Source organism: Streptococcus ictaluri 707-05 (assembly GCF_000188015.2).
GTDB lineage: Bacteria > Bacillota > Bacilli > Lactobacillales > Streptococcaceae > Streptococcus > Streptococcus ictaluri.
In genome coordinates, this window is the sequence record NZ_AEUX02000007.1 from 62,580 (window position 1) to 76,446 (window position 13,867).

General features: G+C 38.5%; 13 protein-coding genes and 1 pseudogene. All 14 read left to right on the top strand.

From position 1 onward, the window contains the following. Positions 1-49: 49 nt before the first annotated feature. The 14 genes and pseudogenes from STRIC_RS08015 to ftsL all read left to right on the top strand — a co-directional run bounded on the left by STRIC_RS08015 (position 50) and on the right by ftsL (position 13,865). A complete protein-coding gene (locus STRIC_RS08015; protein ID WP_008090149.1) occupies positions 50-1,396 on the top strand; it encodes an NAD(P)/FAD-dependent oxidoreductase in 1,347 nt (448 codons plus the stop codon). Between the two features lie 14 nt (positions 1,397-1,410). Beyond that, positions 1,411-1,689, top strand: coding sequence for a helix-turn-helix domain-containing protein (locus tag STRIC_RS08020; protein ID WP_162097588.1), 279 nt, complete (start codon positions 1,411-1,413; stop codon positions 1,687-1,689). Between the two features lie 61 nt (positions 1,690-1,750). Next, positions 1,751-2,856 (top strand): IS3 family transposase gene (locus tag STRIC_RS08030; protein WP_156033570.1). Its coding sequence is split into 2 segments (ribosomal slippage): positions 1,751-2,027 and positions 2,027-2,856, totalling 1,107 coding nucleotides; the frame shifts between segments, so codons are not numbered across the junction. A gap of 19 nt (positions 2,857-2,875) precedes the next feature. Beyond that, entirely contained in the window at positions 2,876-4,075 is a 1,200-nt protein-coding gene (locus tag STRIC_RS08035) for a helix-turn-helix domain-containing protein (protein ID WP_008089868.1), read from the top strand. A 160-nt stretch (positions 4,076-4,235) separates the two neighbouring features. Then, positions 4,236-4,880, top strand: a complete 645-nt coding sequence (gene fsa, locus STRIC_RS08040; RefSeq protein ID WP_008089770.1) for a fructose-6-phosphate aldolase — start codon at positions 4,236-4,238, stop codon at positions 4,878-4,880. Positions 4,881-5,050: 170 nt separating this feature from the next. Next, positions 5,051-7,036, top strand: coding sequence for a transketolase (tkt, locus tag STRIC_RS08045; RefSeq protein ID WP_008089636.1), 1,986 nt, complete (start codon positions 5,051-5,053; stop codon positions 7,034-7,036). 179 nt (positions 7,037-7,215) lie between these two features. Next, positions 7,216-7,470: a bacteriocin immunity protein gene (locus tag STRIC_RS08050; RefSeq protein WP_008089687.1), complete on the top strand. Its 255-nt coding sequence runs from the start codon at positions 7,216-7,218 to the stop codon at positions 7,468-7,470. A gap of 43 nt (positions 7,471-7,513) precedes the next feature. Beyond that, positions 7,514-8,248: an ABC transporter ATP-binding protein gene (locus STRIC_RS08055; protein WP_008090291.1), complete on the top strand. Its 735-nt coding sequence runs from the start codon at positions 7,514-7,516 to the stop codon at positions 8,246-8,248. Positions 8,249-8,252: 4 nt separating this feature from the next. Beyond that, positions 8,253-9,882 (top strand): annotated as a pseudogene (locus STRIC_RS08060) (ABC transporter permease). 104 nt (positions 9,883-9,986) lie between these two features. Continuing rightward, positions 9,987-10,808: a glutamate 5-kinase gene (proB, locus tag STRIC_RS08065; RefSeq protein WP_040832405.1), complete on the top strand. Its 822-nt coding sequence runs from the start codon at positions 9,987-9,989 to the stop codon at positions 10,806-10,808. Further along, positions 10,801-12,051 (top strand): glutamate-5-semialdehyde dehydrogenase, encoded by a 1,251-nt coding sequence (locus STRIC_RS08070; RefSeq protein WP_008089640.1) that lies wholly within the window; start codon positions 10,801-10,803, stop codon positions 12,049-12,051. Before proB ends, STRIC_RS08070 begins: the two co-directional genes overlap by 8 nt. A gap of 17 nt (positions 12,052-12,068) precedes the next feature. Next, the gene (locus STRIC_RS08075) at positions 12,069-12,479 is read left to right on the top strand and encodes a hypothetical protein (RefSeq protein ID WP_008089823.1); all 411 of its coding nucleotides are present in this window, start codon (positions 12,069-12,071) and stop codon (positions 12,477-12,479) included. A gap of 107 nt (positions 12,480-12,586) precedes the next feature. Beyond that, positions 12,587-13,537 carry a 16S rRNA (cytosine(1402)-N(4))-methyltransferase RsmH gene (gene rsmH, locus STRIC_RS08080; protein ID WP_008090263.1) on the top strand — a complete coding sequence of 317 codons (951 nt, stop codon included), beginning with the start codon at positions 12,587-12,589 and terminating at the stop codon, positions 13,535-13,537. Between the two features lie 4 nt (positions 13,538-13,541). Next, the gene (gene ftsL / locus STRIC_RS08085) at positions 13,542-13,865 is read left to right on the top strand and encodes a cell division protein FtsL (protein WP_008089639.1); all 324 of its coding nucleotides are present in this window, start codon (positions 13,542-13,544) and stop codon (positions 13,863-13,865) included. Positions 13,866-13,867: the final 2 nt, after the last annotated feature.

The following is a 13,867-nucleotide window of genomic DNA, read 5'->3' on the forward strand; positions in this document are numbered from 1 at the left end:
TCTTTTTAAACGCTTTCATTTTTGAAGAGTGATTGTTATAATAAAGACTATGAAGGATAAGAAGACAAAAATTGTTATTATCGGCGCTTCTTTTGCCGGAAGAGCCTGTGCTGAAAAAATCAGAGACTTAAGATACGATGTGGACTTAATTGTCATTGACCAAAGTCCCCAGACAGACTATTTACCAAATGGGCTCAATAAGCTTTACCGGCAAGATATCACCAATCTAAAAGAAGCTCATTGGGCTTCGACTCTTAATTCCAATTATCCGCCTCTTTCTTATCTGTTGGGTCAGGTGACAAGGATAGATAATCACTTAAAGCAAGTTACTGTCATAGATGATCACGGTCAAAAACAGCTGATTGCTTATGATTCTTTAGTTTGTGCTATGGGGTCCCACGGTCAGTCTTCTGTGATTAAGGGATCCAACCACCCGCAAGTTCTAACGACTAAGTCCTTTAAGGATAGTATAGCTGCCCATAAGCTTGTGCAAGACGCTCAGAAGGTTTTGGTAATTGGAGCTGGGCTCATTGGACTAGATATGGCTGATAGTCTGAGTCGGATTGGTAAAGAGGTTACGCTCATTGAAGCAGCTGATCAAGTGGATTCCTATCAAAGTGATCAAGACATGGTAGAACCTTTGCTTGATGCCATCAATGAATGTGGTATCCATTTGATTACCAATCAAAGGGTCAAAGCTATTGTGGAAACAGACAATGGGCAATTAAGAGTGGAGACTGGTGATAGCTATAGCTGGCAAGGAGATTTGGTTTTTCTAGCCATTAATTTTAGACCGACCAGTGATCTTTTGTCAGATCAAGTGGAGTGTTCGTTAGATCGCACGGTCATAGTTAATGACCATTTTCAAACCAGTGATCCAGACATTTATGCCATAGGTGATTTGATTGCTAGTCCTCTGACTGTCCTAGATAGCACTTATTACTTCCCTCTTATTAGTCATGCTATTAAGACGGGTCAGGCTCTTGCTTATCATTTGTCTGGCATTTCTGTTCCTAAAATCAGCCACAGTCGCTTGGTTGGAGCACATCATTTTGGCTATTTTCGTTCACGCGTGGGATTGACTGTTGAAGAAGCCTCATTTTACGATAAGGTTTATTCAGTGACTTACCAATCACAACTGTCTGAGTCTTTTGATTCCCCTCTACGGATTAAATTGATTGCGAAAAAATCAGACGGTACTTTGCTTGGGGCACAGCTTTTGTCAAAAGAAAACCATCTGTTACTAACCAATCAGCTATCACAAGCTATATTCAGTCAGCTAAAAGATCAAGACTTGGCCTCTCAAGATTTTATCTTTTCCTTAGACGACTGTCCCTTAGCCTTTCACTTACATCAAGCAGCTATTCAACTTTTTGAAAAGAGGGCTAGCTTATGAAGATAGATCACTTAATGACCAAAGATCGAAGTGCTCAATATCAGATGATGCGTTCCCTTCATAAGGTAAAAAACGGATTAGCTCTCAAAGACTTAATGACTCAGCTCAAGTTGTCTAAGGTAACCTTAATCAAGTACATTGATCAGCTTAATCACTTATTCAAAGATAAGGAGATAGTTGCTTGTCTCAGCAGTGATGAGGATTCTTTGTATTTGGAAATGTCTACTTACCTTAGCTGGACCAGCATCCAATCCCTTCTACTTGAAGATTCTCTTTCTTATCAAAATGAATAGGTTACACTAAACTAGACAGAATTTATAAAGTGTTCTACACTAAAGAAAATAGGAGAATATTATGTCTAGAAAAATACGTCGCCACTTCACCGATGACTTTAAGCAACAAATCGTTGACCTTCACAATGCAGGGATGAAACGAAGTGAGCTTATCAAAGAATATGAGTTAACCCCATCAACCTTCGATAAGTGGGTACGTCAGGCTAAAACAACTGGTTCCTTTAAAACTATTGATAATCTTACAGATGAGCAGCGTGAACTGATTGAACTCCGAAAGCGTAATAAAGAACTCGAAATGCAGTTAGATATCCTAAAGCAAGCGGCGGTGATTATGGCACGAAAAGAGAAGTAATCACTGCTAATAAAGACAAATATAGCATTTCAGCCATGTGTCGTTGGTTGAACATTCCTCGTTCTAGCTATTACTACAAGGCTGTTAAACCAGTCTCTGAAGCGGAACTTGAAGAAAATATCAAAGCTATTTTTCTCGAAAGTAAGGCCAGATACGGGGCTAGGAAAATCAAGAAATGTTTGGAAAATGAAGGCATCCAGCTGTCTCGTCGTCGGATTCGTCGCATCATGCACAAACTCAACTTAGTATCCGTTTATCAGAAAGCAGCCTTCAAGCCACATTCAAAAGGGAAGAATGTGGCAGCTATTCCTAATCACTTAGCCAGACAATTTCATCAAGAAAAGCCTCTAAATGCTTTAGTAACAGACTTAACCTACGTTCGTGTCGGTAATAGCTGGGCTTATGTTTGCTTGATTATTGATCTCTTCAATCGTGAAATCATCGGTTTGTCAGTTGGTTGGCATAAGACCGCCGAATTGGTTAAACAAGCGATTCAGAGCATCCCTTACGCTCTGACCAAGGTCAAGATCTTCCATTCTGATCGTGGGAAGGAGTTTGATAATCAGCTGATTGATGACATGTTGGAAGCTTTTGGAATCAATCGTTCTCTAAGCCAAGCAGGCTGTCCCTATGACAATGCGGTAGCTGAGAGCACCTATCGCGCTTTCAAAATTGAATTTATTCATCAAGAAACCTTTCAGTCACTGGAAGAATTAATCCTTAAAACGAAAGATTATGTGCACTGGTGGAATTACCATCGCATTCATGGCAGTCTCAACTACCAGACACCCATGACATGGAGATTAATTGCTTAAAGAAAAAAGCACTTTATAAATGTTGTACAGAAAAGTGTTGCCTTTTCAAATCTTAGTTTACCTTTTAACTAAGGAGCACTTCACAATCCCTTCTTTAGCAGAAACACTGATGATTAGTGAGGCTACTTTGAATAGGCAATTAGCTTATTTGAATCGCTTATTGGCTGAGTTTGGTTTATCCATCTCACAGGGGAAACAAGTGGGTTCTGAACTATCTTGGCGTTACTTTTACTACGAGCTATTAAGTCAGAGCATGACTAAGGAGCAAATTCAAGCCTTTTTTAGAGGAATGGACCACAGTCATCTAGCAGGTTTAGCAGAATATATTACGGGTAAGAGCCTAAGGTCAGAACAGGTGGACCAGCTGTCGCTATGGTTTTCCATATCTCAGATACGTTTCTTATTTAAAAGAGAGAAGCAATTGCCAGATGATGTAACTAAGGCTTTTATCAAAGATAATTTCTTTTTTCAAAAATTAAAGAAAGCTTTACGCCATTATTTTGGTCGTTACGCCCTTGAATTTGACGATTTTGAAGCTGAAAGTTTATTTGTCTTTTTAATTACTTATCCTGTTCTTCCTGTTTCAACCATGTCTCATGTGTTTGGTTTTGGAGGACCGATTGCGGAACATATTTCAGAGTCGCTATGGCTTTTGAAGCAAGCCGAGATGATTGCCAGTCAGACCAAGGAAGATATTATTTATGGCTTAGGAATGCTTTTTGCCAGGTCTTACTTTTTTCAAGGTTTAGTGGTTACTGGTAAAAAAGAAGTGGCTAGTTTATATGCTCTTTTAGCGGATGATAAAAAAGAACAGATGCAAGTTCTGATTAACCGACTGCTATTGGTAACTAATAAGCCATCAGCTGTTAGTGGCGATTTTTTAGCTTACTTATCTTATCATTTTTTGGAATTACTGATTTTCTCTCTTGAAAAACATCATCCGCCTTTGGCCATTGGACTTGACTTAGTCTCACAAAGGGCAGAAAATGCGATTTTAGAATTAAGAATCAAGCGTTTCTTGAAACATAATCAAAATTTTATTTTTATCCCTTATGAGGACAATCAAGTAGTGGATGGGGTAATCACTAATAAAAGAAAGTTAGATGCTTACTCTCTTCCTACTTATCAACTAAAAGAAGAAGTGGGAGCTTTTGATCTGAGACAGCTAGAACAGTTTTTAAAGACCTTGTGGCAGGAAAAAATAAGCCAAGATGGCTAACATCATAAGGACTTGGCTTGGTCTATTTTTGAACACTTAGGTGTGTGATACTTGGTCTTTATTATTATAGACAGGCAATCTATAATAAGTATTAGAGGCTTGCCGAGAGTTAATATTAGTTTTCGTTATTATTTTATAAACATACATTGGAGGAAACAAGATGAAATTTTTCTTAGATACAGCAAACGTAGCCGCTATTAGAACTATTAATGAACTTGGTGTGGTTGATGGTGTAACAACAAACCCAAGTATTATTTCCCGTGAAGGACGAGATTTTGAAACGGTTATTAAGGAAATCTGTGAAATCGTTGATGGACCAGTGAGTGCGGAAGTAACAGCTCTGAGTGCCGATGAAATGGTTGAAGAAGCAAGAGAAATTGCCAAATGGCATGACAATGTCGTGGTGAAAATTCCAATGACAACAGAAGGGTTAAAAGCTACTAACATTCTTTCTAAAGAAGGGATTAAGACCAATGTGACCTTAATCTTTACGGTTAGTCAAGGGTTAATGGCTATGAAAGCAGGAGCAACCTACATCAGTCCATTTATTGGACGTCTTGAAGATATTGGAACGGATCCTTACCAGTTAATCAGCGAATTGCGTAACGTCATTGATTTGTATGATTTCCAATCAGAAATCATTGCAGCAAGCATCCGCACAACAGCACATGTTGAGGCAGTAGCACAGCTAGGAGCACACATTGCTACTATCCCAGATCCTTTGTTTGCTAAAATGACACAGCACCCATTAACAACTAACGAAATCAAAACCTTTATGGAAGATTGGGCCTCTTTCAAAAAATAAGCCAAAAAGCTTAGCTCTTAGTAGCTAAGCTTGCTTTAACTCACTTGTATCTCTAAAGACAAAGATTTTCTTGTCTTTAACGGACTTTCTTAAATATCGTTCCTAAATTATGTTACAATAGACACTAGCAAACGATAATTTTAGTTGTAAAAAACAGAAAGGTTTTACTTATGACATTTGATGCAGTTGACCAGTTGGCAGTCAATACTGTCCGCACCCTATCTATGGATGCTATTCAAGCAGCAAACTCTGGGCATCCCGGTTTACCAATGGGAGCAGCGCCGATGGCTTATGTGTTATGGAACCATTTGATGAACATCAATCCAAAAACAAGCCGTAATTGGTCAAACAGAGACCGCTTTATTTTATCAGCAGGACATGGAAGTGCTATGCTTTATAGCTTACTTCACTTAGCTGGTTATGACTTGTCTATTGATGATTTGAAAAACTTCCGTCAATGGGGATCTAAAACACCTGGACACCCAGAAGTTAATCACACTGATGGTGTTGAAGCAACTACAGGTCCTTTAGGACAAGGGATTGCTAACGCTGTGGGTATGGCAATGGCAGAAGCTCATTTAGCAGCTAAATTTAATAAACCTGGTTTTGATATTGTAGACCATTATACCTATGCCCTTAATGGTGATGGGGATTTAATGGAAGGTGTCAGTCAAGAAGCTGCCAGCATGGCAGGCCATTTAAAACTTGGCAAATTGGTCTTGCTATATGATTCAAATGATATTTCACTTGATGGTCCAACCTCTATGGCCTTCACAGAAGATGTTAAAGGCCGTTTTGAAGCTTACGGTTGGCAACACCTTTTAGTGGAAGATGGTAATGATTTAGAAGCAATTGAAAAAGCAATCCAAGAAGCTAAAGCTGAAACAGAAAAACCAACCATCATCGAAGTTAAAACGATTATTGGATTTGGTGCTGAAAAGCAAGGAACATCTGCTGTTCACGGAGTTCCACTTGGTGCAGAAGGCATTACATTTGCTAAGAAAGCTTACCAATGGACACATGAAGACTTTGAAGTGCCAACAGAAGTGACTGAGCGATTTGCACAAGGACTTCAAGCGCGTGGTGAAAAAGCGGAGTCTGCTTGGAATGAGCTTTTTGCTAAATATGAAGCTGAGTATCCAGAATTAGCAGCAGAATATAAGGCAGCTTTTGCGAATGAGGCTTTTGAAGTAGAGCTAGCAGCTCATGATTTAGGGTCATCAGTAGCTAGCCGTGTGTCAAGCCAACAAGCTATTCAACAAATTTCTGAACAAGTAGCCTCATTCTGGGGTGGTTCTGCTGACTTGTCAGCTTCTAACAATACTATGGTAAAAGCTGAAAAAGATTTCCAACCTGGACAATATGAAGGACGTAACATTTGGTTTGGTGTTCGTGAATTTGCTATGGCAGCAGCCATGAACGGGATTGCTCTTCATGGTGGGACACGCGTCTATGGTGGTACCTTCTTTGTCTTTTCAAACTACCTCTTACCAGCAGTACGTATGGCAGCACTTCAAAGCTTACCAACCGTTTATGTCATGACTCATGACTCTATTGCAGTTGGTGAAGATGGTCCTACCCATGAGCCAGTTGAACAGCTAGCAAGTGTTCGTTCAATGCCTAATTTGAATGTCATTCGTCCAGCCGATGGCAATGAAACAAATGCCGCATGGAAACGTGCCTTGGCAGAAACTAACCGTCCAACCATGCTTGTCTTAACGCGTCAGAATCTTCCAGTTCTAGAAGGGACTAAGGAATTATCTGCAGAAGGGATTAATAAAGGTGCTTATATTCTTTCTGAAGCTAAAGGTGAACTTGATGGTATCTTGATTGCAACTGGTTCAGAAGTCAAATTAGCTCTTGATACACAAGCAGCTCTTGAAAAAGAAGGTGTCTTTGTTCGTGTCGTTTCTATGCCGTCACAAAATATCTTTGATGAGCAAGAAGCTGCTTACAAAGAGGAAATTCTTCCAGCAGCAATCACCAAACGTATGGCCATTGAAGCAGGTTCAAGCTTTGGTTGGGCAAAATATGTTGGCCTCAACGGCGCAACCCTAACAATTGATACCTGGGGAGCTTCAGCACCAGGCAACCGCATTTTTGAAGAATATGGATTCACTGTGGCAAATGCTTTGTCATTGTACCGTTCACTTTAATTCATAATAATCGATTAAGAAAGAGTCAAGGACTCTTTCTTTTTGTCTTTAAAAGAGGTTCTTATCAGACTTTCTTAAAGAAGACTTATTGGTAAATCTATTGACAAATTGGGCGATAAAGCTTATTATGTAACTAACAATTGTATTAGTGTAAAGGTACAAATGAGAAGGGAGGTTTTATGGAAAAAGCTATGAAGCGCTTATACGATCTGATTAAACAGGCTTATGATTTTCCTGAAAATCGCGAAAATCCTCAATTGTCAATATTATTTTTATCAGCTTCTAACAAGTTGATGAAAGACAATAATCCCTTGCTAGTTGCAGAAGAACTGAATCGAAAAATTAACCATTATTTAGCTATAAACGATCTCTTATTGCCTAAATCGCTTTGTCAATTTAAAAAAGGATTAGAAGATTATATGGCAAAACACTGAAGCATCAGCTGTTAGGACTCATCAAAAAGGTAAAGGTGTTGTGATGATAGAATTTAAACAAGTATCGAAAATTTATGGGGAAAAAGAAGCCCTTAGCAATTTAAATCTGACCATAAAAGATGGCGAAATATTTGGTCTTATTGGTCATAATGGTGCCGGGAAAACCACAACTATTAGTATATTGACTTCTATCATTGAAGCTAGTTATGGAGAGGTTTATGTGGATGGGCAGTTGTTAGAAGACAATCGTGATGCCATCAAAAAACAAATTGGTTATGTGCCAGACTCTCCTGATATTTTCTTAAACCTAACCGCCAATGAATATTGGCATTTCTTAGCTAAAATATACGGGGTGAGTGAAGAAGGTACAAAAGAACGGATTGACCATTTAACCCAATTATTTGAGTTAAGAGGAGAAATCGATCAAACTATTGATAGTTTTTCACATGGTATGCGTCAAAAAGTGATTGTTATTGGAGCACTTATTTCAAATCCTAATATTTGGATTTTAGATGAGCCTTTAACAGGTTTAGACCCACAAGCTTCTTTTGACTTAAAAGAAATGATGAAAGAACATGCAGCAAAGGGCCATACAGTCTTGTTTTCAACCCATGTCTTATCCGTGGCGGAACAATTATGTGATCGTATTGGAATCCTTAAAAAAGGTAAGCTCATTTTTGTAGGTACCATTAACGACTTAAAAGCTCATCATCCTGATAAAGATTTAGAAACGATTTACTTAGAGTTGGCTGGTCGTAAATCACAAGTAGAGGAGTAAAGAGATGAATTGGTCTACTATTTGGGAGTTAATCAAAATTAATATCCTGTATTCAAATCCTCAAACCCTGACAGCTATTAAAAGGAAGCAAGCTAAACATCCTAAAGAAAATTTTAAAGCCTATAAAAGCATGTTGCGCCAACAAGCATTCCTGATATTGCTTTTTTCAGTCATTTATATTTCGATGTTTATCGGGATAGACTTTAATCACTTTCCAGGTCTTTTCTCTTTTTATATTGCTACTTTCTTTGTTATGGCAACTATTACTGCCTTTACGTCTATGTATACCATCTTTTATGAGAGTAATGATGTCAAACTCTATGTTCATCTGCCGATAAAATCAGAAGAACTTTATATAGCAAAGATTATCTCCTCTTTAGGGATGGAAAGTGTCTTTCTTGTTCCCTTAATCTCTCTTTTTATCATTGCCTTTTGGCAGATGTTAGGAAATGTGCTAGCCATTCCTTTAGCCTTACTTCTCTTTTTCATCTTGCTAGTAAGTGCTAATGCTTTTGCTCTTTATTTAAAATGCATGGATTGGAAAAATCATCTTAAGAAGCCGTAAACGTAAGCTCATTTCAACTGCTTTAATGTTTGTGTCAACTTTTGGTGCCTTTGGATTGATTTTATATCTTAATTTTTCTAATACTAAGCGCCTTAGTATGCAAGAGGCCTTTTCTGACAGAGACCCTATACCTTACTTTAGAGGCTTTTATGATGTGGTCAAGGCACCTTTAGCGATGGAAGCAATTCTTAATTTTTGGTTGCCTTTACTCTTAGTGGCCCTTCTGATTTTTGGAATCATCAAACAGATTATGCCATCCTATTACAAAGAAGTGCTCTATACAAAACCTTCTGAGAAGGAAAAACCAGCTAAAAAAGGTGTTCTTAAGGCATATCAAAATAAGAATCTAGCACAATTGCTATGCAAGCATCATTTGTTAACCTTGCAAAACGCCACCTTATTAACCCAGACTTTCTTAATGCCATTACTCTATGTCTTTATTTTTATCACACTAAGTTTAACCTCGGGTGCGGATTTAAAAGGGATGTTTAGTGCAGATTATTTTGGCATTATGATGCTAATGGGTGGTTTACTTGGAAGTATGTGTGCTTTGCCAACGACTTTTGTAGGGGTTGGGATTTCTTTGGAAAAAGACAATTTCATCTTTATTAAGAGCCTTCCCATCTCCTTAAAAGCCTTTTTGATTGGGAAATACCGTTTATTGGTGACTCTTCAATTGATTGTTCCTCTGATTTTGTATACCGTTTTAGGCTTCTTTGTCTTAAAACTAGATCCCATCTTGACCTTATCGTTTTTACTTGGTTTTGCTTTGGTTGTGATTGTCCAAGGACAATTCATGTACCGTCGTGATTACAAGCTATTAGATTTGAAATGGCAAGATATGACCCAGTTGTTCACCCGAGGCAGTGGCCAATGGTATACTATGGGGTTGATGTTTGGTAATATTTTACTGGGAGCTGTTGTCATTGTTGTAGCTGTTATCTTATCAAGAGTGTCTGGACAAGCTTTGGTCATCGATAGCATTTTAGCCATTCTAATTGGACTAGGTCTCTTAGCGAGTCAAATTTATCTGTCTAAGAGTTTTTGGAAAAGCTTTGATAGGCTCTAAAGCAAGTGATAAAAAATAATCAAAAAAGACTGGAAATAATTTATCCAGTCTTTTTGCTCATCACGCGGCTTCTGTCTCTTCTTCTTTTATGCTATAATTTTGTTATGATGAAACGAGAATTTGAAGATGTTAAACGACTAGTAATAAAAATTGGAACCAGCTCTTTGGTGTTGCCAACGGGTAAAATTAACTTAGAAAAAATTGATCAACTGGCTTTTGTGATTTCAAGCTTGATGAATAAAGGAAAAGAAGTCATCTTAGTCTCCTCAGGAGCTATGGGTTTTGGACTTGATATCCTCAAAATGGATAAAAGGCCAAGTCAGTTAGCTAAGCAACAGGCCGTTTCCAGCGTCGGTCAGGTAGCTATGATGAGTCTCTACTCCCAGATTTTTTCTCATTATCAAACGCGAGTATCTCAGATTTTATTAACCCGTGATGTGGTGATTTTCCCAGAGAGTTTAAAAAATGTTACCAATGCCTTTGAAAGTCTACTGAGTTTGGGGATTGTCCCTATTGTTAACGAAAACGATGCGGTTAGTATTGATGAGATGGATCATTCGACTAAGTTTGGTGACAATGATCGCTTATCAGCCATTGTGGCTCGTATCACCCAGGGTGATTTATTAATCATGCTCTCTGATATCGATGGCCTTTTTGATAAAAATCCAACCATCTATGAAGATGCTAAGTTAAGAGAACAGGTGACTTGTATTACAGAAGAGATTCTAGCTTCTGCAGGTGGAGCAGGTAGCAAGTTCGGAACTGGTGGAATGATGAGTAAAGTTCAATCGGCTCAAATGATTTTTGAAGCCAAAAGCCAAATGGTTTTAATGAATGGAGCGAATCCTCGCGATATTTTAAGGGTTTTAGAAGGTGAAAAGATTGGAACGTGGTTTAAAGAAAACAAAGAGGAAAGTCATGACTAATATTCAAGATATGGGAAAGCGTGCTAAAGCTGCCAGTTTAGACTTGGCGCTTTTAGCCACTGCTGCTAAAAATAAGGTCTTAAAAGCACTGGCCACGGAGCTAGTTGAGCAAATTCCTTTTCTGTTAAGGGAAAATAGTAAAGATTTGGAACTTGCCAGTTACCATGGTATTTCAGAGGTTATGGTGGATCGCTTGCGCTTGACTGACAATCGCATTCAAGCAATAGCAGAAGGGGTCAGACAAGTGGCTGATTTGGAGGATCCTATCGGGCAAGTCATCAAAGGTTACACCAATCTAGAAGGTTTGAAAATCACTCAAAAGCGTGTGCCTTTAGGAGTCATTGCCATGATTTTTGAGAGCCGTCCGAATGTCTCGGTAGATGCTTTTAGTTTAGCTTTTAAAACCAATAATGCCATTATTTTAAGAGGTGGACGTGATGCCCTTCATTCTAATATGGCTTTGGTTGAGGTGATTCGTCACTGTCTTACGAAATCCGGTCTCAATCCCGATATGGTGCAGTTAGTGGAGGGTCCCTCCCATGCAGTAGCTGAGGAATTAATGCAGGCCACGGACTTTGTCGATGTGCTTATTCCACGTGGTGGCGCGCGTTTAATTCAAACGGTTAAAGAAAAAGCTAAAGTTCCTGTTATTGAAACGGGTGTTGGCAATGTTCATATCTACGTTGACAAAGAAGCTGATTTAGACATGTCTCTTAAGATTGTCATTAATGCCAAAACCCAAAGACCAAGTGTTTGTAATGCAGCTGAAAGTCTGATTATCCACGAAGCGATTGCTGAGACCTTTATCCCACGATTAGAAGAAGCTATTAAAAAGGTTCAAAAGGTCGAATGGCGTGCTGATGCAAAATCCTTAGCCCTCTTTAAGGAGGCTGTTCCAGCTACTGAAACAGATTTTGCCACAGAATTTTTAGATTATATCATGTCTGTCAAGGTTGTCTCTTCACTTGAAGAAGCTATCAACTGGATTAATCGATTTACTAGTCATCATTCTGAGGCTATTATCACAACTAATATCATTTCAGCTGAGACCTTTCAGGATCGCGTTGATGCAGCTGCTGTTTATGTGAATGCCTCAACTCGCTTTACAGATGGCTTTGTCTTTGGCTTAGGAGCAGAGATTGGTATTTCGACTCAAAAAATGCATGCGCGTGGACCTATGGGCTTAGAAGCCCTAACCAGCAATAAGTATTACATCACTGGAAACGGCCAAGTTAGAGAGTAAGCAGTAGGAGGTGTCAAATGACTGATAAGTTAGACCGACAAGAAGCTCTTCAAACATTGGAAGACTTATTAAAAGCGACAAGAGGGATTCAGGAGCAATTAAAAAAGGTTAAAAATTGGGGAATTTTTGACTTTCTTGCAGGTGATTTTTTGGTGAGTTGGATAAAACGTCAAAAAATTCGTCAGCTTAATACAGATCTTGAGGCTTTAAGAGTTGATGTTGAACGCTGTCAAAAGGAGCTATCAGATGTAGGTCTCTCCCTATTTTCAGGCAGTTCAGGCACGACTCATGATCGCATCTGGGACATTTGGGGAGATAATCCTTGGACAGATTGGCGTGTTATTAAAGAAACAAATCATTTGATAGAAGAGATGTCCCTTTTAGAGACTGCTATTTTATCTCTTAGACAATCTCTAAACGAGAGTTAACCTCAATCAAGTAATCAAGTAAGAAAAAGGGTAGAAGCTAGGACTTGAAACCCCTTTCTCTTACTTTTTCATTTATAAACCATTTGAAGTATGGTACAATAAAAATTATGACAAAAGAATTTCATCACGTAACGGTACTCCTTCACGAAACAGTTGACATGCTTGATATTAAGCCAGACGGCATCTACGTAGATGCAACCCTTGGCGGCTCAGGCCACTCAGCTTATTTATTATCTCAACTAAATGATAAAGGGCATTTGTATTGCTTTGATCAAGATCAAACAGCTATTGATAATGCACAAGTTAGTTTAGAGACTTATATTCAAAAAGGACAAGTGACCTTTATTAAGTCTAACTTTAGACATCTTAGAGAAGCTTTAGCCTTACATGGTGTTACCGAGATTGATGGAATTTTGTATGACCTAGGGGTATCCAGTCCCCAATTAGATGAAAGAGAACGTGGTTTTTCTTACAAGCAAGACGCTCCTTTGGATATGAGGATGGACCGCCAGGCTGATTTAACAGCTTATGAAGTTGTCAATCATTATGAGTTTAATGATTTGGTGCGTATCTTCTTTAGATATGGGGAAGACAAGTTTTCAAAACAAATTGCTCGTAAAATTGAGCAAGCGAGAGCCGTTAAGCCAATTGAGACCACAACCGAATTAGCGGAGTTAATCAAGTCAGCAAAGCCTGCCAAAGAATTAAAGAAAAAAGGGCATCCAGCTAAGCAAATCTTTCAAGCAATTCGCATCGAGGTCAATGATGAACTGGGTGCTGCTGAAGAATCTATTCAAGAAGCCATGGACTTGCTTTCTGTAGATGGCCGTATTTCGGTGATTACTTTCCATTCTCTAGAGGATCGATTGACCAAGCAGCTCTTTAAAGAGGCAAGTAGTGTCGATGTTCCTAAAGGAATTCCTTTTATTCCAGAAGACTTAAAACCAAAATTTGAATTAGTGTCTCGTAAACCTATTTTACCAAGCCAAGAAGAGCTACAACATAATAATAGAGCTCATTCGGCTAAATTACGAGTGGCCAAAAAAGTTCGGAAATAAGCTTATGACTAATGAAAAAAGAACCCAGGCAGTTTCAAATGCCCTTCAAAAAAGAATAAGAACTTTCTCCAGAATTGAGAAAGCTTTTTATGCTACCATTATTATCACAGCAATTACCATGGCTGTTAGTATTATTTACTTACAAAGTCGTAAATTGCAGCTTCAGCAAAATATCACAGGTTTAAATAGTCAGATTTCAGATAAAAAAACAGAACTAAATAATGCAAGACAAGAAGTGAATGAATTGACACGTCGGGATCGGATTGTGGATATTGCTGGAAAAGCCGGCTTAGAGAATCATAATGAGAATATCAAGAAAGTCGATTAATC

What these genes read in the sequence shown, in the direction of transcription:
- proB (WP_040832405.1), top strand. Translation starts at nt 9,987, where the DNA reads ATGATGAAACGAGAATTTGAAGATGTTAAACGACTAGTAATAAAAATT.
- fsa (WP_008089770.1), top strand. Translation starts at nt 4,236, where the DNA reads ATGAAATTTTTCTTAGATACAGCAAACGTAGCCGCTATTAGAACTATT.
- tkt (WP_008089636.1), top strand. Translation starts at nt 5,051, where the DNA reads ATGACATTTGATGCAGTTGACCAGTTGGCAGTCAATACTGTCCGCACC.
- STRIC_RS08055 (WP_008090291.1), top strand. Translation starts at nt 7,514, where the DNA reads ATGATAGAATTTAAACAAGTATCGAAAATTTATGGGGAAAAAGAAGCC.
- STRIC_RS08070 (WP_008089640.1), top strand. Translation starts at nt 10,801, where the DNA reads ATGACTAATATTCAAGATATGGGAAAGCGTGCTAAAGCTGCCAGTTTA.
- STRIC_RS08020 (WP_162097588.1), top strand. Translation starts at nt 1,411, where the DNA reads ATGACCAAAGATCGAAGTGCTCAATATCAGATGATGCGTTCCCTTCAT.
- STRIC_RS08015 (WP_008090149.1), top strand. Translation starts at nt 50, where the DNA reads ATGAAGGATAAGAAGACAAAAATTGTTATTATCGGCGCTTCTTTTGCC.
- rsmH (WP_008090263.1), top strand. Translation starts at nt 12,587, where the DNA reads ATGACAAAAGAATTTCATCACGTAACGGTACTCCTTCACGAAACAGTT.
- ftsL (WP_008089639.1), top strand. Translation starts at nt 13,542, where the DNA reads ATGACTAATGAAAAAAGAACCCAGGCAGTTTCAAATGCCCTTCAAAAA.
- STRIC_RS08050 (WP_008089687.1), top strand. Translation starts at nt 7,216, where the DNA reads ATGGAAAAAGCTATGAAGCGCTTATACGATCTGATTAAACAGGCTTAT.
- STRIC_RS08035 (WP_008089868.1), top strand. Translation starts at nt 2,876, where the DNA reads ATGTTGTACAGAAAAGTGTTGCCTTTTCAAATCTTAGTTTACCTTTTA.
- STRIC_RS08075 (WP_008089823.1), top strand. Translation starts at nt 12,069, where the DNA reads ATGACTGATAAGTTAGACCGACAAGAAGCTCTTCAAACATTGGAAGAC.